Raw genomic sequence first — 22450 nt, 5'->3', positions numbered from 1 at the left:
TTACAAATCCCTTCGCAGTCTTGGGTCGAGCATGTCCCGCAGCCCGTCACCGACCATTTGCAGCGACAGCACGGAAAGAATGATGGCAAAGCCGGGGAAATAGGTCATCCAGTCGGCCTGGCCGATATATTGGCGACCGGCGGAGATCATGGTTCCCCAGGTCGGAATTTCCGGGCTGACACCGAGCCCCAGAAACGACAGGCCGGCCTCGGCCAGCATGGCGCTGGCAAAAAGGAAGGTGCATTGAACGAGGATCGGCGAGACCAGATTGCGCAGCACATGCCGCGTCATGATGTGGAAGGTGGAAATGCCAAGCGCCTTCGCCGCCTCCACATAGGGCAATTCGCGGATCACCAGGGTCGAGGCGCGCACGATGCGGGTAAGGCGCGGCGAATAGACCACGGCAAGTGCGATGATCACCGTCGTCAGCGACGGGCCGAGTGCTGCAACCAGCGCAATCGCCAGCAGAATATCCGGGAAGGCCATCATCGCGTCGATCAGCCGCGCAATCGGCGTATCCAATTTCTGGAAGAAGCCGGCGAGCAGGCCAAGGGTGATGCCGATCAGCGCCGAAAGCGCCACCACGGCGGCGCCGACCAGAAGCGACAGCCTTCCGGCATAGATGGTGCGCGAGAAGACGTCGCGACCGAACTCGTCGGTGCCGAACCAGTAAAGCTCGCTTGGCGGCTTCAGGCGGTTCACGATCGACAGTTTCGACGGCGAATAGGGCGCAATCATCGGCGCGAAAACCGCGAGCAGCACGAAGACGAGCAGCACAATGAGACCGGCAGCGACCGTCTTGCGCTTCACGAGGCGCCGAATGAACAGGACGGTCGGGTTGCGTGCCGGCGGAGCGGTGGAAACGATATCGGCCATCAGTAACGAACCCTCGGATCGACCAGCAGATAGAGCATGTCGATTGCAAAATTGATGAGCACGTAAAGCCCGGCGATGACGAGAAGCGCGCCCTGAATGACCGGATAATCGCGCCTGAGAACGGCCGAGACGACGAGATTGCCGACGCCCGGCAGACCGAAAACGGTTTCCGTGACGACCGCGCCGGAAATCAGCACGGCGGCGGTAAGTCCGAGCACGGTGAGGATGGGAATAAGCGCGTTTTTCAACGCATGTTTCATCACCACCCGGCGCTCCTTGACCCCCTTGGCACGGGCGGTGCGGACATAGTCGTCACCTAAAACATCCAGCATCGAGGCGCGGGTGAAGCGCAAAATTAGGGCGGAGGAAACGAGGCCGAGCGCGATTGCCGGCAGGGTCAGGTGATACATGCGCTCAAGGAAGCTAGCACCCGGCCCGCCATAACCCGATACCGGGAACATATCGAGCCGCACGGCGAAGACCTGCATGAGGATGAGGCCGAGCCAGAAGCTCGGAATGCTCGCCGCCAGCATCGCCACCGTCGTCGCTGCCTGATCGACAAAAGAGCCACGCCGGTACGCGGCATAGATACCGATGGGAAGCGCGATGACGCTGGCGATCAGCAGCGAAAAAATCGTCAGGAAAAAGGTCGGTTCGGCCCGGTCCAGCAGGGCTGATCCCACCGGCATATTGAGGAAGATAGACTGGCCGAGATCGCCCTTCAGCAATTGCCCGATATAATAGACATATTGCACGCCGAGCGACTGATCGAGGCCGAGCCGGCCGCGCAGCTCCGCAATATCCTGCGCCGAGGCATCCGGCCCCAGCATCACGGCCGCCGGATCTCCGGGCGTGACGCGCAGGATGACGAAAACGATGGTGACGACGAGGAACATCACCACGATCATTCCCGCAAGTCTCTGGAAAATATACCGTATCACGTATGAAGGCTCCGAAGCGCGTGATTGCCGCTATCAGGCGACGGTTGAACCGGGTTGCTTAAAGATCGACTGCTCACTTCCGTCATGCCGGACTTGATCCGGCATCCAGCCACCACGCGTCCGCGTGGTGAAAAGGTCTCTTGCGATCAAGGACTTGATCGCGCTGGACCCCGGCTCGAGGCCGGGGTGACGACGTGCGGTGCAGGCCTTATTTTGTAACCGATGCATTCCAGAAGTAAGGCCATGGAGCCGGATCGACGCCTTCCAGCTTGTTGGACTTGGCCGCCACGGCATTGAAGTCGCCGATCTTGATGAGCGGCAGCTCGGCATAGATCGTCTTCTGCACATTGGCCCAGAGCGCGATGCGCTTGTCCGGATCGGCTTCCGAGGTGAAAGCGTCAACCGCCGCCTTGCGCGCTGGCGTATCCCACCAACCCGGTGAGCCGGTGGAGAGCGCACCGATCAGCGCCGGCTCCGGCAGGAAGGGGCTATGGGTGATGTAGATATCCCAGAGCTTCGGGTCGGCGCGGCGCTGCGTCAGCGTCGCCCAGTCCACAACCTGCATATCCACCTTGAAACCGGCAAGCTTCAGATATTCTGCAGCGACCTGCGCCATCTTGTAATGGAACTCATACTGGCGGCTGGTGAGGATGCGCAGCGGCTCACCGTTGTAGCCAGCCGCCTTCAGCTTTTCGGCGGCGGCTTCCGGATTGCCGAGATTGTAATTGCCCTCGACGCCCTCTTCCGAATGCCAGGAGAAATTGGACGGATAATAGGCGCCATCGAGCGCATAGAAATCCGTGCTGCCGAAAGCGGCCGCCAGCATATCCTCCATGTTCAGCGCTTCGGTCACCGCCTTGCGGACCTCCAGCTTGGAAGAAAGCCCCTCCTTCGTGTTGAACACGAAGACCGGATAACCGAAAGGCTTCAGCATCAAAGGCTGGGAGGCAGACGACGACTTCACCTTGTGGAAGGATTCCACCGGAATGGAATCGACGTAATCATATTGCCCGGAAACGGCGGCTTCGACGCGAGTATTCGGATCAGGCACCGGAACGAAGCGGATTTCATCGAGATATTGATGGCGAGCGCCACCATAACCGTCGCTTTCGCCATCGCGGGACTTGTAGCCATCGAAACGGACGAGCTGGATATACTGGTCGGCCTTGCGTTCCTTCAGCATATAGGGCCCGGTGCCGATGAATTCGGCCATCGGCTCGGCCTGCTTTTCAGCGGGCAGGATGATCGCTGCGGAATTGTTGAAAGCGAGAAGCGAAGCGAGCGGCGCATAGGGCTGCTTGAGGGCGATCGTCACCGTTCCGGCATCCGGCGCGGAGATATTCTCGATAAAGCCGGCTGCCTGCTTGCCGCGCGAGGCGATCTTCATCCAGCGGCCGAGCGAAGCGACGACATCTTCGGATGTCATGTCGCTGCCGTCATGGAACTTGATGCCCTGCCTGAGCTTGATCGTGTAGGTTTTGCCGTCCGCACTGATCTCGGGCAGGCTTTCCGCCAGAAGCGGTGTCACCTTCCAGCCCTTGTCGAAGGTATAGAGCGTTTCGAAAATGTGTTGCGTGACGATACCGACGAGATCGGCAGTAGACGCCATGGGGTCGAGGGTCGGCGGCTCGCCGATCGTGGCGACATTGATAACACCGCCCTTCTCCGCAGCCATCATTACACCCGGTGCAAGCAGCAAAGCGGCGGTGGCGAGAAATGCAAGTTTACGTCTCATGGTCAAGCTCCCAGCTCTTATGTGTTCCATTATTATGTTATATGCATCTTTATAACAGAATATCTCGATAAGCCGCCTTGTCAATGACAATGCGGCGCGATGATGGGTTTCCATGATCGGCGAAACGCAAGACAAGTCTTCAGGAGAGGTGGCAGCACCGTTTAAGGCAATGAAAAAACGGGAGTTTCGCCAAAAATACGGCGCGCGGTGATATCCATCTCTTCCGGCTGGGAGAGAGGGAATGACGACCGTCGTCTAACTGCAAAGGAAGAAAGGGAATTAAGAAGGTTGGATATTTCGCATTTGCGAACAAAGTGCTATTAAAGAGCGGACTAACGCTAGGCCACCATAGACATACCCGCATATTCTTATTAATCGTTACGCTATTTGACGCCGTCAGCCGTATTTTCAAGGGCTGCAGACAGACCTGATATTCTACACCGCCCAACTTCATTCCAGGGCGGAACATAAATTTTTATTACGTTGAAATTATTGAGGAAATTATGAAGACGGCAATCGTGCATGACTGGCTCACCGACAGAGGCGGGGCCGAAAAAGTACTTCACAACCTTCTTGAAATTTATCCTCACGCGGATCTGTACTGCCTTGTCGATTTCATGAGCGAGCGCGACCGGGGGTTTCTCGGCGGCCGTCCCGTCAACACCTCCTTCATCCAGAAGCTGCCTTTCGCCCGGAAAAAATACCGCTCCTACCTGCCGCTGATGCCGCTCGCCATCGAGCAGTTCGATCTGAGCGGTTACGATCTGGTGATTTCCTCGAGCTATGCGGTCGCAAAGGGCGTCATCACCGGCCCAGGCCAGTTTCACGTCTCTTATATCCATAGCCCCATCCGCTACGCCTGGGACCTCCAGCACCAGTATCTCAAGGAAACCAGACTGACGCGCGGCTTCACCTCATGGATCGCGCGCGCCATTCTTCACTATATCCGCATGTGGGACATCCGCACCGCCAACGGCGTCGACCTGATGACGGTCAACTCCAAATTCATCCGTAACCGGGTGCGCAAGTGTTATGGCCGCGATTCCACCGTGATCTATCCGCCGGTGGACACGTCCCATCTTTCCCCGTCCGAGCTTAAGGGTGACTATTTCGTCACGGCGTCGCGGCTGGTGCCCTACAAGAAGGTTCACCTGATCGTGGAAGCCTTTGCAAAGATGCCCGACAAACGGCTGGTCGTCATCGGCGACGGGCCGGACATGAAACGCATCCGCGAAATCGCCACGCCGAATGTCGAAATTCTCGGTTTCGTCGGCAATGACGAGCTTCACAAATACATGGCCGAGGCAAAAGCCTTCGTTTTTGCAGCGGAAGACGATTTCGGCATCGTACCCGTCGAATCCCAGGCGCTCGGCACACCGGTCATCGCCTATGGCAAGGGCGGCGTGCTGGAAACCGTCGTTCCGCTCGGCGCCTCCAACCATCCGACCGGCCTTTATTTCGGTGAGCAGACACCGGAGGCAATCTGCGCTGCCGTGCAGGAATTCGTCGACAATTCCGACCGCTTCGACAAGAACGCCTGCATCAACAATGCCGCCCGCTTCTCACGCGAGCGTTTCCTGCGGGAATTCGCGGATACGGTAAATTTCGCACTGGCTGAGCGGGCATGACAGGCACATAAAAACATTTACAAAACAATTGATTATTCTTCGCGTCAGTCAACGACAAAAGAAACCGTGCAAGCGTGACAAAACTGCACTAGCGCAATGCAGCAATCAAAGAGATTATGGCATCCAACTGAATATTGAAGCGCAACAATACTGACACCATCAGGGGATTCAAACATCGTGCCTCGCCCGGAATTTTTCGGCGCAGTTGAGCGATGATGAACTTGAAGCATCGTCTGAAATTGGGCATATGCCTGACAGGGGACGTAAACATCCAGGGATGCGATTCCGCTGAACGGATGTAATGCCGGTTTGGATTTCCTTTACCGGTGTCATTTATGAAGTGCTTATTTTTAAAAACTTATACGATGTCCGAATTATTTCTGCTTTTCGGACGGCATTCATTTCGAGGACCAAATGCGTTTATTGAATGTTTCGATTCTGCTTGCCTCTGCAGCACTGGCGGGTTGCACGGTTACTGCGGCCTCCGGCCCCGATGCAGCCTCGATCGAATCTAACGCTTCCGTGAAATTCGCCTCCAAAGACAAGCAGAAAACCGCCGGTGTCGACTACGCGCTGCTCGACATCAACAGCTCCGTCCTCAATTACGTCGGCGACACCACAACCACCACCCTGCTCGGCAGTTTCGGCGGCGGCAAGGGCGGTGTTCCGGCGCTGCCGATGGGTGTCGGTGACGTGGTGCAGGTCGCGATCTTTGAAAGCCAGGCCGGCGGCCTGTTCATTCCGAACGACGCGGGCAGCCGTCCCGGAAACTTCATCAGCCTGCCGAACCAGACCGTGGACCGGGAAGGCAATATCAGCGTTCCTTATGCGGGCAAGATTCGCGCTACCGGCCGCAATGTCGAGGATGTGCAGAGCGAAATCGAGGAACGGCTCGCCAACCGCGCCATCGAGCCGCAGGTTCTTATCACCAAGATTTCCAGCCGCTCCGCACAGGCTTCCGTGCTGGGCGATGTCAAGGAACCGACGAAGGTTCAGCTTTCGGAAGCGGGCGATCGGGTTCTCGACGTCATCTCCTATGCAAAGGGCCTCAGCGCCCCGAATATCGAATCCTATGTCACGTTGATCCGTCGCGGCAAGACCGCCCGCGTCAACTACAACCACCTCGTCAGCACGCCGTCCGAAAACATCTATGTGGTTCCGGGCGACACGATCATGGTGGAGCGTGAGCGCCGCACTTATCTTGCTTTCGGCGCTTCGGGCCTCAACGGACGTTTCGAGTTCGAGGATGCCGATCTCAAGCTTTCGGATGCACTCGGCAAAGCGGGCGGACTGCTCGATTCCCGTGCCGACCCGGCTCAGGTCTATGTTTATCGTATCGTCAAGCGCGATCTTCTCGTGAAGCTCGGCATCAATACGTCGAAGTTCCCCGGACAGGACGTTCCGGTCATTTTCCGCGCCAATCTGCGCGATCCGTCGACCTTCTTCGCCGCTACGAAGTTCCCGATGCAGGATCGCGACATCATCTATGTCACCAACTCGCAGGCCACCGAACTTTACAAGTTCCTGGATCTCGTCGGCTCCGTACCGGCAACGACCGGCAATGTCGCCGAGGACGTGCTGGCGACCCGCAACGCCATCCGGGCCTTCTAATCGGCGGCTTCTCGCCGTTCATACCAAAGCCGCCCCGTAAACGAGGCGGCTTTTTCCTTGGCCGGAACCAGCGGCGAAACGGGGACATGATCAAGCATTGCCTGGGGCATGAACCGAAACCGCCTGCCTCCTGAAAGGCAAGCGATATAGCGACGGTCATTGTCGCCGCCATTACAAAAGTTTAAGGTGATTTCGCAGCGCATTGGGTGTCTTGTGGGGAGAAGCTGCTCCCAAGGCTTACCGCACATGTTCGGGAAACATGTATCGCTCTCATTACGCGGAATCGTCAGATGAAACGTTTCTGGACCGCTCTCAGCGTTCTTGCCATCGCAGCCGCCGGTGCCTGGTATTTCAAGGATCGCCTGCCGCTCGATCAAGTCCCCTATATCAAGCAATTTGCCAGCGTGTCTCCCAGGGCCGACGCCGAAACGGCGACGCAGTCCTCCCAAAGCGGCCAACCAGCCCGGCAGCAGGGACAAAAACAGGGTGGAGGGCGGCGCAACGGCGGGCCACCCACCGTCAGCACCATCGCCGTCGGCAAGGCGACGTTGCCAATGGATGCAACGGCGACGGGCTGGGCGGTTGCGGCCGACATCACCAATATCGCGCCGCTTCAGGCCGGCCTCGTCATGGAAATCGAGGCGAAGGACGGTCAGCATATCAAGGCGGGCGACCTTATCCTCAAGATGGATGACCGCATCGCCCGCGCCGCTGTCGACAAGGACAAGGCCAATATCGCCGCCGATCAGGCAACGCTGGAGCAGACGGAGGCCGCCTTCCAGCGCGCCGCCAATCTCGTCAAGCAGAGCGCGGAATCCCAGCAGGTGCTGGATCAGGCAAGGGCGGCGCGGGATAGCGCCAGCGCCAAAATCGATGCCGACAAGGCAACGCTTGCCTCTGACCAGGTGACGCTCGAGCACATGGAAATCCGTGCCCCCTTCGATGGGCGGCTCGGCGATATCAGCGTCAGCCCCGGTGCCTATCTCAGCGCCGGCGTCAATATCGTGACGATCACCAAATACGATCCGATTTCGGTCAGTTTCCGGCTCTCCCAGCGCTATCTGCCGCAATTGCGAGAAGGCGTGGCGAAGGATACCGCAGTCGATGTCGACCCCGCGGCGACGGGGGGCGAACCGATGAGCGGCGTACTGCGGTTCTACGACAATACGGTGGATCAGACCTCCGGTACGGTGCTGGCCAAGGCGGAATTCAAGAACGATCGCGGTCTTTTATGGCCCGGCCAGTCCGTCAATGTCACCGCGCACTTCGTTTCGGACGATGAAATGATCGTCGTACCGACGGTTGCCGTGCGGCCGGGGCCGAAGGGCAATTTCGTCTATACCGTCGATAGCGAGCATCATGCCCATATGACGCCGGTGGAAGTCGCCCGCTCGAATGGCGATCTTACCGCCATCGCAAGCGGTCTCAATGGCGGCGAGCATGTGATTATCGAGGGTCAATCCGAACTTGCCGACGGCCAGTTCGTGGTCGAGCAATTTTCCGACAAGGGCGGTGCGGCCGGCAATCTGGCCGCCAATATTCCGCAGGAAAAGGTTGGCGGCCAATGATCCCGAATTTCTGCATCAACCGGCCCGTCGCCACCACGCTTCTCGCCATCGGCCTGGTGCTGGCCGGACTTGCCGGCTTCCGCCTGCTGCCCGTCGCCGCCCTGCCGAAGGTGGATTTCCCGACGATCAACGTTTCCTCGTCGCTTTCCGGCGCTTCGCCGCAAACCATGGCCACATCGGTCACCACACCGCTGGTCAAGCAGTTCGAGACCATTCCCGGCGTCAGCGAAATCAGCGCCACCAACACGCTCGGCAACAGCTCGATCGTGCTGCAGTTCGATCTTAACCGCGATATCGATGCAGCGGCGGCCGATGTGCAGGCCGCGATTTCACGCGCGCAGCGGCAATTGCCGAGCAACATGACGACAACACCAAGCTATCGCAAGACCAACCCGGCCGATGCGCCGGTGCTGCTGCTTGCCGTCAATAGCAAGGAGATGCCGACTAGCAAGGTGGACGAAATCGCCGAGAACATCATTTCTCCGCTTCTTTCCACCATATCGGGCGTCGCGCAGGTGAGCATCTATGGCGCGCAGACCTATGCCGTGCGTATCGGCCTCGATCCGGCCCAGCTTCAGGCAAGAGGGCTTGGCGTCGACACCGTCACCACGGCCATAGCCCAGGCGAATAATCAGGTGCCCGTCGGGGCTTTGCAGAACGACAATCAGCGCCTGACGATCGAGGCCGATACCCAGCGCACCAATGCGGCCGCCTTCCGCTCGCTGGTCGTCTCGACGAATAATGGCGCGCCGATCCATCTCGGCGATATCGCCAATGTCACCGACAGCATCGACAACACCAATGCCGGCAGCTGGTTCGACGGCGAACAGGCCATCGTTCTCGCCGTGCAGCGCCAACCGGACGCCAATACGGTCGACGTGGTGGACGCCATCAAGGCCAAGCTGCCGGCGCTTCACCAGCAATTGCCGCCTTCGGTCAATATCAACGTCATGAATGACGCCTCGACCGCCATCAAGGACGCGATTTCGGACGTGCAGTTCACGCTGTTTCTCACCATCGGGCTGGTGGTTGCGGTCATCTATCTCTTCACCGGGCACCTGACGGCGACCATCATTCCGGGTCTTGCAGTCCCCCTGTCTCTCATCACCGCCTTCGGCATGATGTATGTTCTGGGCTACAGCATCGACAATATCTCGCTGCTCGGTCTGACACTTTCGGTGGGGCTGGTGGTGGACGATGCCATCGTCATGCTGGAAAACATCCTGCGCCTGCATGAAAAAGGCCTGCCCATGCGCGAAGCGGCCCTTCAGGGCGCGGCAGAGGTCAGCAGCACCATTCTCTCCATGTCCATCTCGCTGGTGGCCGTCTTCATCCCCATCCTGTTGATGGGCGGCGTCATCGGCAGGCTCTTCAACGAGTTCGGCATGGTCGTCACGCTCGCGATCATGGCCTCGGCGCTGGTCTCGCTGACGGTGACGCCTATGCTCGCTTCGCGCCTCTCCGGCCACTCCTCCAGACCACCGGCGATCATCCGCTGGTTCGATGCGGGTTTCGAACGCACGCTGCGCGCCTATGGCCGCGCCGTCGGCTGGTGCCTTTCCCATCGCCGCATCGTTTTGGCATCGTTTCTCGCCTCGGTCGCGGCATCGCTCTATCTCTTCGAAACCCTGCCCTCCAGCTTCTTTCCCCAGGAAGATATTGGCCGTCTTTCGGTTTCGACGCAGGCGCGTGAGGATATTTCCTATACGGCGATGCGCGATCTCCAGGCCCAGGTCGCCGATCAGATTCGCAAGAATCCGGCCGTGGTGCACGTCACCTCCATAGTCGGCGGCAATTCCCGCAATCCGCTGAACAACGGCTCGATGTTCGTGGAGCTGAAGCCTAAGGAAGAGCGCGCGCCGCTCAGCCAGGTGCTGGCGGAACTGGGGCAGGCCACATCGAAAGTGGCGGGCATCCGCACCTATATCAATCCGCAGCAGAGCCTGCGTTTCGGCGGACGCAGCTCCGCCAGCCAGTACCAGCTCGTCGTTCAGGGCCTGAATGCCGACACGACCAATGAATGGTCGAACAAGCTGATGGAAGCGATGCGCCGCGACCACACCTTCACGTCAGTCACCTCCGACGCCCAGAACGGCGCGATCGCCGCGACGATTTCCGTCGACCCGGAAAAGGCGGCTGCCTTCGGCATCACCAACGACCAGTTGCGCAAGACGCTGGAAATGTCCTTTGGCGGTTATACGGCGGCACAGATCCAGTCGACCGGCGACAGCTACGACGTGATTGTGGAATTCGACAGCTCGAAACCGTGGAATGATGATTTCCTCAGCGATATCAACATTCTTTCGGCAAAATCGGGCGTTCTGGTTCCGCTTTCAAACTTCGCCAGCCTCACCCGCACGCAGGCGCCCGTTACCATCAACCAGACGGGCCAGCTCGTCTCCACCACCATCTCCTTCAACCTGCCGGACGGCGTGGCGCTTTCCGATGCCACGAGCCGGATCGATCAGATCAAGAGCACGATAGGCCTGCCGCAGGATGTCTTCACCAGCTATGGCGGCACGGCGGCGATCTTCCAGCAGAGCCAGGGCAATACCGGCATTCTCATTCTGGCGGCGGTTCTGACCATCTATGTGGTTCTCGGCGTGCTTTACGAGAGTTTCATCCATCCGCTGACCATCCTCTCCGGCCTGCCGGCTGCTGCCTTCGGCGCGCTGGTGGCGCTGAAGGTGATGGGCATGGATTTCTCGATCATCGCGCTGATCGGCCTGCTGATGCTGATCGGCATCGTCAAGAAAAACGCGATCATGATGATCGATGTCGCGGTGGAACTGATGCGCGAAAAGGCCGAGCCGCCCGCAACCGCCATTCACGAGGCCTGCGTGCGCCGTTTCCGGCCGATCATGATGACGACCTTCTGCGCGCTGCTTGGGGCGCTTCCCATCGCGCTCGGTTCGGGCGCGAGTTCGGAACTGCGCCAGCCGCTCGGCGTCGCCGTGGTTGGCGGCCTTATCGTCTCGCAATTGCTGACGTTGTTCATCACGCCTGTCATTTTCGTGGAAATGGACCGGTTCGGCCACTTCCTCACCGGGTTGTTTTCCCGCAAGAAATCAGCCGGGAAGCACGCCGAGCCGCAAAAGCCAGAGGGCAAAGGCGAACCTGATTCCGTCGCTGCCTAGATCATTTTGATTTTACGACTTGTCCGGACGTAAAAGCGTTTCCACTTTCACTGGAAACGCTCTAACGCAGATTTCCGAGGCGCTTCAGCGCCTCGGAAAAACCCGCCGCCTGCAACTGGAACGACACCGTGCGGCCCTGCAGATCGGGGGCTTCGATCGTTAATGTCTTTCCCGCCTCAAGCGCCGAGACAAGCTCGACAAAGGGCGTGAAGGACACGATGCAGCCGACGGGCAGGCAGGTGCTAACCTGCACTTCCTGCAGCCGCACAGTTCCGGATTTCACCGAAAACAACTTTGTGACGGCAAGGCCGAAAGGCATGACGATGGTGCCGGACAATTTGTCAGGCATTTTCGGATCATCAATCCGGAATTCGACCGAGACGACAAGCTTGCGGGTTTTCTCCTCAAGCTGGACCTGGGCTATGGCGCAGGCCGGCTTTTCCACCGCCACTGAAGCGTTCGGGTCGGCCTCGTCCTTTTTCGCTGGCGCCGCGCAGGCGAGCTGCCAGCTTCCATAAACCTCGTGCATGAGCCCAGCAACCTTCGCTGCCTCCTGCGCAAGCGCACTCGCTGCAACATTGGCGGAAAGGAAGGCAGCGAGGGCTGTCTTCCCAACCAAGTTTTGACAACGCCTCATCAAAAACGGACTCCCAGTTCGGCAGAGGCGGATTGATCCAGCATGCCTGCTCCGAAAACAGCGCCATAACGGAATGTCAAAGTGGCGGCGGGATTGAGGTCGTAGCGCAGTCCCAGATTGATCAACGCCGCATCCTGCGCCATCGCCGCACTTGTAACAGAAAAGCCTTGGCCACCCGTGTAGAACAAGGTGTTCTCAACCGCCGGATCGCCATAGGCATGACGCCAGCCGATATCGAACATCGCCTGCCCAGCCATACCCTCAAATGCGATATCACGGCTGAAACGCGCACCAAGCGTTGAATAAAGCTGGTCATGGCTGGCAGAGCCGGAAGAAACGGCGGCCATGCCGCCCTTCTCGCCGAAGGCATCCGTCTTCGTATTCACATAACTGATATTGGCGTAGGGTTCGAACTGGACGAGATCAAAATCGAAACGCCAGGCTGCCTCGGCAAAGACTTGCGTGGTGGAGGCGTCATAGCCAGCGGCCAGATTTTCCTGCAATGTCGAAAACGACACCGCCCGGCGGGTTTCGACGTCCTGAAATGCGTGAATAGCTCCAAAGCGCAGCGAGGCCGGGCCAATTGCCGCGCCCGCATAGGCAGCCGCATAAAAGCTGTCCACATCTGCTGACGCCAAAAAAGACTTCTGGCTGATGACATCACGGCCATAACCGGCAGCAACACCGGTGCGCCAACCGTCGCCCCAATCACCATCGAGACCAAAAAAGACGCCGCCACCCTTCATACTGACCGACGAGCCGTTGCCATCGCCATCGATATGTCCGCGCGACCCGAAACCATTTGACCAGAAAGTGAGGGAGCCTTCATCGATATTCATCGGATCCGATGCCCCCGCCCTTTCGACAGCAGGCAGGATCGGACGCGCATCAATACCCTTGAACGCGCTGCGCAACCGGTTGAGAATGACATCACGGGTCAACTGACTGCGATTTATCAATGCCATGGCAAGTGAAGGATGCAGTTCACCGGCAAGCTGTGAGAAGGCTGATTGGGTTTCGTCTGACTGGAGAAACACCGCCGTCTGATAAAGCGGTGAGGCATCCCCGCTCGCCTCAACAGCCCTCGCGGCGCTGCGTGCGTTTTCCGTCAAAGTCGCCGCGGCAAGAAGCCCGGGTTCGGGCGATACACGGTTGAAAGAGAGATAGGCTTTGCTGTTATCGGCGCTTTTTGTGACGCCGACGATCAGGTAGGCGAAATTTTCGTCCACGCTGGAAAATGCGCCGCTAATGCCGCCGGTTGCCGTCAGGATCGCATATGGGGTGCCGAGACTATAGGCCGAAGGGCTCGACAGCGGTGTGACGACGAGACTGACATTGTTACCGATGGTAATAGCGCCATTGATATCAAGCCTGTCGGAACTGCCTGATGCGTCGATTTCGACGGCATAGGCCGAACCGCTGGCGAATGTCACATCGCCCGTGGAGGTGAGCGTGCCGATGGAATTGCCAGGCGAAAGCGTGCCGCCGGAAGCAACGGTCAGGCCGCCGATGGTGCCGGAACCGCCAAGCACCGCACCGCTGCCGACGGTCACCATGCTTGCGAGTGAGCCGTTGACGCTTAGCTTGCCCGAGGAAACCTCGGTTACGCCCGAATAGGTGCTGTTTCCGGTCAGGACGAGATTGCCATCTCCCGTTTTTTTAAGGGTGCCGGTGCCGCTGATGCTATTGAATAGCGTGCCCGCGCCATCGATAACGAGCTGCGCATCATTGGCAATGCCGCCGGAGCCGAAACTTCCCGCCGTGCCCCTCAGCGTACCACTCGAAATTGTGGTGCCGCCGGAATAGCTGTTATTGCCCGAAAGTGTTGTGACGCCGGCCTCTGCCACCACCCTGCCCGTCCCCGAAATATCGGCGGTTAGAAGATAGCCGGTCTCGGAATGATTAAAGACGATGCTGCCATTGCCGGCGCCAAAGCTTATGGTCCGCGCATCGACAGCACCGGCCGAACGCGCCGTCTGACCCGCCGCCGCCCCGATGTTCAAAACCCCCGTCGAACCCGCCGACATGGCGATGATGATGGTGGGCGTGGCGATGGATGCGCCGCCTGTCACCTCCAGCGCCCCGGTTCCGGAACCGCCGATGACCATACCCCCGGCCACCGTGGCCCGTGATCCGACGCCGGTTGCCAGAACAGTGCCGTCCGCTCCGGTTTTACTGGCAACATAAAGGTTATGTGCATCGAGTGACGCGCCATTCGTCACCGTCAGGCTGCCGGAACCGCCAAAGCCGACATAAATCGCGCCGGAACCGGGCGCAGCGGAAGCGGCTGTAACGGTCGAGCCCGCGCCGGTGACGGTCAGCGTGCCGGAGGAGCCGTCGATATTGCCAAGCACGATATTCGCCGCCCGGATACCGCCGCCAGCACTGACCGTGGCGTTTCCGGTTGCTCCTTTGTCATAGCCGACGAAAAACTCTCCGGTCATCGTCCAGCGGGATCCGTCGCCGGCCACGGCGACGGTCGAATTGGAACCATTTCGCTCCCCAACATATCCATCGTCGCTAAACACCGCACCTCCAGCCTCGATCGCCGCCGAGCCGTTGCCCGAATGACCGACGGCTAAATCGCTTTTGCTCCGCAAGATGCTTCCATCACCAGCGATGCGGATTGAGCCGGTCGCGCCGGCATTTTCGCCGAGAACGACATATCCGGCATCGACACGGCCACCGCCGGTGACAACCAGGGAGCCCGCGCCGTTCTCGCCTACCACCATGTCATCCTTCACGGACCACAGGGAACGCTCACCATCGACGACGGCCTCACCGGTTGCCCCGGCAGCGGAAGCGAGACGCGCTCTGGCGCTGTCTACGGAACCGCCCGCCGTAATGTTAAGCGTTCCGTTGCCAATCTCCAGATCGTCGGTCGACCAGCTGGAACTATCCCCGGTCACCGTTGCCGAACTGGCCGATTGGAAGCCGATAACGGCGTCGCCGCTTTTGACCTTTCCGGCGGCCTCAACCAGAAGCGTCCCCGCTCCGCCATCGCCGATCTTCAGCCCCCCATCGCTTTGCAATAACGAACCACGACCGCTGACCTTCACTCCACTTCCGCCCGCCGAATCCAGACTGGCGATGACAGTCGTCCGATTGATAACAGTACCGCCGCCCGAAATCGTCAGAGTGCCGACACCGGCTTCGCCGATCACCATCTCGTCCGATGTCACCCAGCGGCTGTCGGCGCCGGAGACAATAGCGACGCCATGGGAGCCCACATCGTCGCCGATGACGCTGTTCACGCTTTTCAGCGTGCTGCCTGCCAAAACCTTGAGGCTGCCTGTGAGGCCGGTCGCAAGCGAAGTCCCGTTGCCGTAACCGACAATAATAGTATTGGAACTGGAGAGGCTGGATGAATTATCAAGCGTGAGGGAGCCGTTTCCTGTCCCGAATCCGCCTATGTGGATGTCGCCCGACGCCGCCCTTGTACCATTCGACAGAACAAGAGTTCCCGTGCCGTTACCACCGATGGAAAGAAGATTGCTGTTACTCCAGGTCGCGCTGGAAAAAGTTGCCGTACCGGAGACCCCATCCGTTAGACCAAGGTAGAACGATTTCGTATCCAGTGAACCACGGACCACAAGCGTACCGTTGCCACCGGCGCCGAGGCCGACCGACAATCCGCCAATGCTTCCGCTGTTGCCGATCGTTATCGCCGGCCCCAAACTATCGACGATGGCGTCATCGTCCGCATTCGGCACGCGCTGCGTTGGCCCCCAATTCGTGGCGGTGAACCAGTCACCTCCATCAGGCCCCGTCCAGCGCAGCGTTTCCGCCACGGCGACATGTGCCGGGACCATTGAAAGCAACAGGACAAGAAGACCCTTTGCGTCGAGAATGACGACTTTGCGTCGTGGCTCCTGACCTGTCCCCGCTATCGGACGGCTTTCGCCTTCCAGGACATGGCAGAAACAAGCGGACATTCACTCTCCCTTACCCGCACAGACGGCGGCCTTCGATCCGACGAATCACCGTTCGCGCGTAAAGGTAAACTAGGCCGGTTTGGAAGATATTTTCCAGTATGAAGAGCGTAAAATGTCGTTTTTACTGACTGAATAAATATAAACGGAGCGCGATGGCGCGCTCCGTGAAATATTTCAGAAGGCGGCTGGAGTAACATTGTCTCGCCGGAAGCCGGAAGGCAAACCGGCAGCGTCTGTTACTGCCGCGAAAACCTTCCAAAGGCTCCGCCCGAAAAGCACAGCGGGTCCCCGTCGCGATGGGCGGCGCGCAGCACCTCGCCGACGATGATGGTGTGGTCGCCCGCATCGTGGGACGCTGCCTGACGGCATTCGAACCGGGCAAGCGTGCCGGGAATGACGGGAACGCCCTCGTCATTCATTTCCCAGTCGAGATCGTCGAAAGCGCGGCCATTGCGGGTAAAGCGGGCGCTCAGCACATCCTGATCGGCGCTCAGCACGTGGATGGCGAAATGGGTCGCACCGCTGAAGGCCTGATAACGCGACGAGCTTTTCGCCGGCGACCACAGGACCAGCGGCGGATCGAGCGACACGGACGCAAAGCTGTTGACCGTCATGCCGATCGGCCCTTCCGGCGTCGTGGCGGTCACCACCGTCACACCTGTCGTGAAAGCGCCGAGCGCATTGCGGAAGCTGCGGCTGTTTTCGCCGCCGGGAACGAATACATGCTCATTGGGCATTTTGATCGCCTCTGCCACTGTCATCACGGCACCTCTTTTCCAATCGCAAGGGTGTAGAGTTCGAACCAGGTCTGGCGGTCCATCGTCACGTTGAGCGCATCGGCCGCCGTTCTGATACGCTCGATATTGTTGGTGCCGAGCACAGGCACGATTTTGGCCGGATGCCGCAGAAGCCAGGCGATCGCCACTGCCGTGGCATCCACGCCCTGTTCCTTGCCGATGCGCTGCAAGGCGGCCATGGTGCCGCCATGAGCACCGGAGAACAACGAGCCGCCGCCAAGCGGCGACCATGCCATCGGAGAAACGCGCTTTTCCTGCAGGAAGGCCAGATCGCCATTGGTGAAGCAATCCGTGGCAAGAAGGCTCATTTCGATCTGGTTGGTCACGAGCCGGTTGCTCATCGCCGATTGCAGCAGGGAGAAATCCCACGGGCGGAAGTTGGAGACGCCAACGGCCTTGACCTTGCCGGATGCCACCAGCGCATCGAGTGCCTTGCCGGTTTCTTCCGCATCGATCAACGGATCAGGACGGTGAATGAGCAGCAGGTCGAGGTGATCCGTACCCATGTCGCGAAGCGACGCCTCGACCGAGGCGTTGATGTGGCCGGCCGTCGTGTCGTAATGTTTGACACGGGCGGCGGCGTGACGGCCTGCGGGTGCAACGATGCCGCATTTGGTGACGATTTCTATTCTGTCACGCAGCCCCGGAGCGGCTTTCAGGCCGGCACCCAGAATGGCTTCCGCCGTGTATCCGCCGTAAATATCGGCCTGATCCATGGTGGTGATGCCCTGCGCGAGGCAAGCCTCGATCTTGGCCTGCACGTGGGCGGGCGAGGTATCGGCATCGTCGCCTATGCGCCACATGCCGTAGACGATGCGGCTGAGTTCGAGTTTGTCGGAAAGAGCGATGCGTTCCATCAGTGGCGTTCCCCGTTGCCGAGCGGCGTGGCCGGCGTTTCAGAAGGCACCCGGCCATAGGCATGCGGCAGGGAGCAGGTTTTCATCTGCGGCAGAACCTTGGTGCCGAAGTGCTCCGCCTCATCGAGATGCGGATAACCGGAAAGGATGAAGGCGCGAATGCCCATCTTCTGGTATTCCTCCAGCGCCGAAAGCACCTTGTCGGTGGAACCGACCAGCGCCGCACCGCAGCCCGAACGCGCCCGCCCGATGCCGGTCCACAGATTGGGTTCGACATAACCGAACTTGTCGGCGAGTTCGCGGGCACGCGCCTGATGCGATACGCCGAGCGAGCCGCTGTCATGCGCGCGGTTGCGGATCAGTTGCCCATATTCGTCATCGAGCTTCGAAACAAGATGTTCGGCATATTCGCGGGCTTCCTGTTCGGTATCGCGCACCACCATATGGACACGCAGACCGTAATCCAGCGTGCGGCCATGGGCGGCGGCGCGTTCATTTGCGGCACGCATGCGGTCTGCAAGCTGGTCCTTCGTTTCCGGCCACATCAGATAGACGTCGCATTGCGCGCCGCAGAGTTCGAGCGCATCCGGCGAGTAGCCACCGAAATAAAGGAGCGGTCCGCCATTCTGCTGATAGGGTCTTGCCGGCTCGGTGGAGACGCCCTTGAACTGGTATATTTCGCCGTCATGGTCGATGGTGTCGCGCGTCCAGGCCTGGCGCAGAATCTCAACGACCTCATGGCTGCGCTTGTAGCGAAACGCGCTATCGGCCACTTCGCCAGGGAAATCCGAGCTGATGACGTTGAGCGTCAGGCGGCCTTTCAGCATGTGGTCCAGCGTCGCCACCGTGCGCGCCAGCATGATTGGCTGCATCTCGCCGCAGCGGATAGCAGCAAGAAAATTGATGCGGTCGCTGATCGGCGCGCAGCCGGCGACGAAGCTCAGCGTATCCTGCCCGACCTGATACGACGAAGGGCAGAGAATGTTGCGAAAACCGAGTTCTTCGGCCTTTTTGACGATATCGGAACAATGCTCGAAACTGGAGCGCAGACTTCCATCCGGCACGCCGAGATAGGCGTAGTCATCGGAACACAAAGCGGAAAACCAGGAGACCTCGGCAGCATCGAGATCAGCGGATGTAACGGGTACGACGGTCATGCAATTCCTCCTCAGGGCCGCTCTCGTTTTTCTTGCATAACATCAAGAAATATGTAAATCAATGATGTATCAATTTTTGTTTCGGGGGAGGAAACGGCATATGAAACACACTGGTGGCAGCCTGCCCATGTATATGCAGATCGCTGAAATGCTGGTGCGCGAGGTGGCGGCGGGGCGGTTGATCGACGGCGAGAAGCTTGCGCCGGAGCGCGATATGGCCGCAGATCTCGGCATCGCCGTCGGCACGTTGCGCAAGGCGCTTGCCGAGTTGCAGGAGCGCGGCCTCCTGGAGCGCGTGCAGGGTTCCGGCAACTACATCCGCGCCGTCAGCGATCCGCAAAGCGTCTATGCCTTCTTTCGCCTCGAACTGATCGAGGGCGGCGGCCTGCCGACGGCGGAGGTTCTGGATGTGGCACGCCTTGCCAAGCCCGCCGACCTGCCCGCCTTCGGCACATCGACCGAAGGACACAGGATTCGCCGCCTGCGGCGCATCGCCGGCAAACCGGCAGCCATCGAGGAAATCTGGCTTGATGGCTCTTACGTCGACACCATCACCATCGAGAACATGTCGGAATCGCTCTATCTCTATTACCGCACCCGCCTGAACCTCTGGATATCGAAGGCGGAGGATCGCATCGACCTCGGCGACGTGCCCGAATGGACGCCCGCGGTTTTCGGCCAGAAAGCCGGCGCATCGGTGCCGCGGGTTCTGCGCCTCAGCCAGGCGCAGGATGGCGCCGTGGCCGAAGTTTCGTGGACCTGGTTCGACCACACCGTCGCGCGATACGTTTCACGCATACGTTGAGACTGCGCAAATTTCGCGTGATCTACATGGATGAAAGAATTTGACGGGAGGCAAGCAAGTCTCGACCTGCCGCGCGGCGGATTTTGCAGTTATATTTCGTATAATCAATGGCTTAGTAATTTTTGATTTCTGTCAGAAATATAATTGATACACTATTGATTTCCTTTTTATGAAAGGTAATATCACGACCTCAGGGAGACAGGCGTTTCGCCATCCCACGATATCGCCAGACAATCGGGATCGATTTTCGACGATGCGATGCGTGGAACTTGAAGGTTGATACCGGCAATGGCGTCCATCCGAATTCTGGACGCGCCGGTCGTGAGGAGGAAAATATGGCTTCGGTCAGCCTGCGCAAGCTGGACAAGAGTTACGGTGCGCTTCGCATCGTCAAGGGCATCGACCTTGAAATCAACGATGGCGAATTCGTCGTGTTCGTCGGCCCTTCCGGCTGCGGCAAATCCACGACGCTGCGCATGGTCGCGGGGCTGGAAAGCATTACCGACGGCGAGGTGAAAATTGGCGACCGCGTCGTCAACAAGCTGCCGCCGCGCGAGCGTGACATCGCCATGGTGTTTCAGGACTATGCGCTTTATCCGCACAAGACGGTGCGCGAAAACATGGGTTTCAGCCTGAAGGTGCGGGGTGTCAGCGCATCGCAGGCCAATGCCAGCATCGATGAGGCGGCCAAGATGCTCGGCATCGAGCATCTTCTCGACCGGCGGCCCGGCCAGCTTTCCGGAGGCCAGCGTCAGCGCGTCGCCATGGGCCGCGCCATCGTGCGCCGCCCACAGGTCTTCCTGTTCGACGAGCCGCTTTCCAACCTCGACGCCAAGCTGCGCGGACAGGTGCGCACGGAAATCAAGCGGCTGCACCAGCAGCTCGGCACGACCATCATCTACGTTACCCATGACCAGGTGGAGGCCATGACGCTGGCCGACCGCATCGTCATCCTGCGCGGCGGCGATATCGAGCAGGTCGGCACGCCGGACGAGGTCTATAACCGTCCGGAAAGCGTCTTCGTCGGCGGTTTCGTCGGCGCGCCGGCGATGAACTTCGCCCGCGCCAAGGTGAGCGGCGACCGGCTGGTATTTTCCGACGGCAACGCCCTGCCGCTGGCAGCCATCCGGCCATCCCGCGAAACGGGGCTCGACGGGCGCGAAGTCATTATCGGCATTCGCCCGGAACATTTCGGCCCCGTCGAGGGCTTCGACACGCAGCTTGCGGTCAAGGTGCAGGTGGTAGAGCCGCTGGGCTCGGACACGCTCGTCCATTTCAGCCTTGGTGATGCGGCGCTGACCGCACGCATGCCGCCGCATCTGCGGCCTGCGCCGAATGAGGAACTGAAGATCGGCGTCGATCCGTCCAAGGTCCATCTTTTCGACGCCGCGACGGAACGCTCTATCCACTGATTGCCGGGCGAGGAAACGCTGCGGCCAACAGGTTTAATAACGGGAGGAACACATGACATTTAAAACCATCAAGGGCAAAGCCCTCATGGGTGCCGCGCTCTGCGCAACCATGCTCGCCTTTTCGGGACAGGCCTTTGCCGATGCCGAACTGAAGATCTTCGTTTCCAGCCAGCATCAGCCCGATGTGTGGCGGAAGGCGCTCGATCAATATGAGGCCAAGACGCCCGGCGTGAAGGTGGTCATCGAGACCGGCGGCAACACCTCGGAAATGCAGGCGCAATATCTCAACACCGTGATGTCGGCCAAGGATTCGAGCCTTGACGTGCTGATGCTCGACGTCATCCGCCCCGCACAATTCGCCACGGCCGGCTGGACAAGCGATTTCTCCGGCAAGGACATGTCGGCCTATCTGCCGACCTATGCCGAAGCCAACACGGTGGACGGCAAGATCGTGGCGCTGCCCGCCTTTGCCGATTCCATGTTCCTTTATTACCGCAAGGACCTGCTCGACAAATACGGCATCAAGCCGCCAACCACCTGGGACGAGCTGAAGGAAGCCTCCAAGAAGGTGATGGAGGGTGAAAAGAACCCCGAGCTTCAGGGCCTGTCCTTCCAGGGCAAGGCGATCGAAGGCGCTGTCTGCACCTTCCTCCTGCCCTATTGGAGCGAAGGCAAGTCGCTGGTTGAAAACGGCAAACTGAATTTCGACAACAAGGCGGCGGTGGATTCGCTGAAGCTCTGGAAGAGCTTCGTGGACGAAGGCATTTCCAAAAAGAACATTTCGGAAGTGGCGACCGACGACACCCGCAAGGAATTCCAGGCAGGTAAAGTGCTCTTCGCGGTCAACTGGTCCTATGCCTGGACCCATTTCCAGGGCAAGGAATCGCAGGTGAACGACAAGGTTGGCGTCGCCCGCCTGCCGGCCGTCAAGGGCGGCGAGCAGACGACCTGCCTCGGCGGCTGGGAATTCGGCGTTTCCGCCTATTCCAAGCAGCAGGAGGAAGCCAAGAAGCTGGTGGAATATCTCTCCGGTCAGGATGTTTCGAAGTTCATGGCCATCAACGCCGCGCTTCTGCCGACCTATGCCGCACTCTACAAGGATGCTGAGGTAACCAAGACGATCCCGTGGTTCGCGGATGCCCTGCCCGTCGTCGAGACCGCCAAGGCCCGTCCCGTGACGCCGCGTTACAACGAGGTCAGCGAAACCATCCGCACAACCGTCAACGGCGTGCTTGCCGGCGTCATGACGCCGGAGGATGGCGCAAAGCAGATGGAAAGCCGTCTGCGGCGCGTTCTGCGCTAAGCTATGGGCCGGAAAGCGGCATGCCTGCCATGCCCTTTCCGGCCGCTTCGA

Annotated in this window: 15 protein-coding genes; 7 read left to right on the top strand and 8 right to left on the bottom strand. The window is 59.5% G+C overall.

Annotation, left to right across the window (positions count from 1 at the left end; all coding sequences use genetic code 11):
* The 3 genes from BTE54_RS11830 to BTE54_RS11820 form a co-directional block, all read right to left on the bottom strand.
* Positions 1-876, bottom strand: coding sequence for an ABC transporter permease (locus BTE54_RS11830; protein WP_078052572.1), 876 nt, complete (start codon positions 874-876; stop codon positions 1-3).
* Positions 876-1817 carry an ABC transporter permease gene (locus BTE54_RS11825; RefSeq protein ID WP_174036788.1) on the bottom strand — a complete coding sequence of 314 codons (942 nt, stop codon included), beginning with the start codon at positions 1815-1817 and terminating at the stop codon, positions 876-878. Before BTE54_RS11825 ends, BTE54_RS11830 begins: the two co-directional genes overlap by 1 nt.
* 208 nt (positions 1818-2025) lie before the next feature.
* Positions 2026-3552, bottom strand: coding sequence for an ABC transporter substrate-binding protein (locus tag BTE54_RS11820; protein WP_078052570.1), 1527 nt, complete (start codon positions 3550-3552; stop codon positions 2026-2028).
* Between the two features lie 503 nt (positions 3553-4055).
* On the opposite strand from BTE54_RS11820, the gene BTE54_RS11815 reads away from it, so the two are divergent.
* The 4 genes from BTE54_RS11815 (at position 4056) to BTE54_RS11800 (ending at position 11496) form a co-directional block, all read left to right on the top strand.
* Positions 4056-5180, top strand: coding sequence for a glycosyltransferase family 4 protein (locus BTE54_RS11815; RefSeq protein ID WP_003519874.1), 1125 nt, complete (start codon positions 4056-4058; stop codon positions 5178-5180).
* A gap of 414 nt (positions 5181-5594) precedes the next feature.
* Complete coding sequence (locus BTE54_RS11810) at positions 5595-6791, top strand: polysaccharide biosynthesis/export family protein (RefSeq protein WP_003519875.1); 1197 nt, start codon at positions 5595-5597, stop codon at positions 6789-6791.
* A 290-nt stretch (positions 6792-7081) separates the two neighbouring features.
* Complete coding sequence (locus BTE54_RS11805; RefSeq protein ID WP_078052569.1) at positions 7082-8359, top strand: efflux RND transporter periplasmic adaptor subunit; 1278 nt, start codon at positions 7082-7084, stop codon at positions 8357-8359.
* Positions 8356-11496: an efflux RND transporter permease subunit gene (locus tag BTE54_RS11800; protein WP_078052568.1), complete on the top strand. Its 3141-nt coding sequence runs from the start codon at positions 8356-8358 to the stop codon at positions 11494-11496. The genes BTE54_RS11805 and BTE54_RS11800 overlap by 4 nt, the downstream gene beginning before the upstream one ends.
* Positions 11497-11557: 61 nt before the next feature.
* On the opposite strand, the gene BTE54_RS11795 is transcribed toward BTE54_RS11800, so the two are convergent.
* From BTE54_RS11795 to BTE54_RS11775, 5 genes are all read right to left on the bottom strand, one after another.
* Complete coding sequence (locus tag BTE54_RS11795) at positions 11558-12133, bottom strand: invasion associated locus B family protein (RefSeq protein WP_078052567.1); 576 nt, start codon at positions 12131-12133, stop codon at positions 11558-11560.
* A complete protein-coding gene (locus tag BTE54_RS11790) occupies positions 12133-16068 on the bottom strand; it encodes an autotransporter domain-containing protein (protein ID WP_078052566.1) in 3936 nt (1311 codons plus the stop codon). The genes BTE54_RS11795 and BTE54_RS11790 overlap by 1 nt, the downstream gene beginning before the upstream one ends.
* A 236-nt stretch (positions 16069-16304) precedes the next feature.
* The gene (locus BTE54_RS11785; protein ID WP_003519878.1) at positions 16305-16829 is read right to left on the bottom strand and encodes a flavin reductase family protein; all 525 of its coding nucleotides are present in this window, start codon (positions 16827-16829) and stop codon (positions 16305-16307) included.
* Positions 16829-17722 (bottom strand): aldo/keto reductase family oxidoreductase, encoded by an 894-nt coding sequence (locus BTE54_RS11780; protein ID WP_078052565.1) that lies wholly within the window; start codon positions 17720-17722, stop codon positions 16829-16831. Before BTE54_RS11780 ends, BTE54_RS11785 begins: the two co-directional genes overlap by 1 nt.
* Positions 17722-18879: an LLM class flavin-dependent oxidoreductase gene (locus BTE54_RS11775; protein ID WP_003519880.1), complete on the bottom strand. Its 1158-nt coding sequence runs from the start codon at positions 18877-18879 to the stop codon at positions 17722-17724. The genes BTE54_RS11780 and BTE54_RS11775 overlap by 1 nt, the downstream gene beginning before the upstream one ends.
* A gap of 100 nt (positions 18880-18979) precedes the next feature.
* Between BTE54_RS11775 and BTE54_RS11770 the strand changes: the two genes are divergently transcribed.
* The 3 genes from BTE54_RS11770 to BTE54_RS11760 all read left to right on the top strand — a co-directional run bounded on the left by BTE54_RS11770 (position 18980) and on the right by BTE54_RS11760 (position 22399).
* Entirely contained in the window at positions 18980-19684 is a 705-nt protein-coding gene (locus BTE54_RS11770; RefSeq protein WP_078052564.1) for a GntR family transcriptional regulator, read from the top strand.
* Between the two features lie 335 nt (positions 19685-20019).
* Entirely contained in the window at positions 20020-21096 is a 1077-nt protein-coding gene (ugpC, locus tag BTE54_RS11765) for a sn-glycerol-3-phosphate ABC transporter ATP-binding protein UgpC (protein ID WP_078052563.1), read from the top strand.
* Positions 21097-21148: 52 nt separating this feature from the next.
* A complete protein-coding gene (locus tag BTE54_RS11760; RefSeq protein ID WP_078052562.1) occupies positions 21149-22399 on the top strand; it encodes an ABC transporter substrate-binding protein in 1251 nt (416 codons plus the stop codon).
* The last annotated feature ends 51 nt before the right edge of the window (positions 22400-22450 follow it).

Origin of the sequence: Agrobacterium sp. YIC 4121 (assembly GCF_002008205.1) — a bacterium.
In the GTDB taxonomy this organism is placed as follows: Bacteria; Pseudomonadota; Alphaproteobacteria; order Rhizobiales; family Rhizobiaceae; genus Agrobacterium; species Agrobacterium leguminum.
This window is presented reverse-complemented; position numbering and strand designations above follow the sequence as displayed.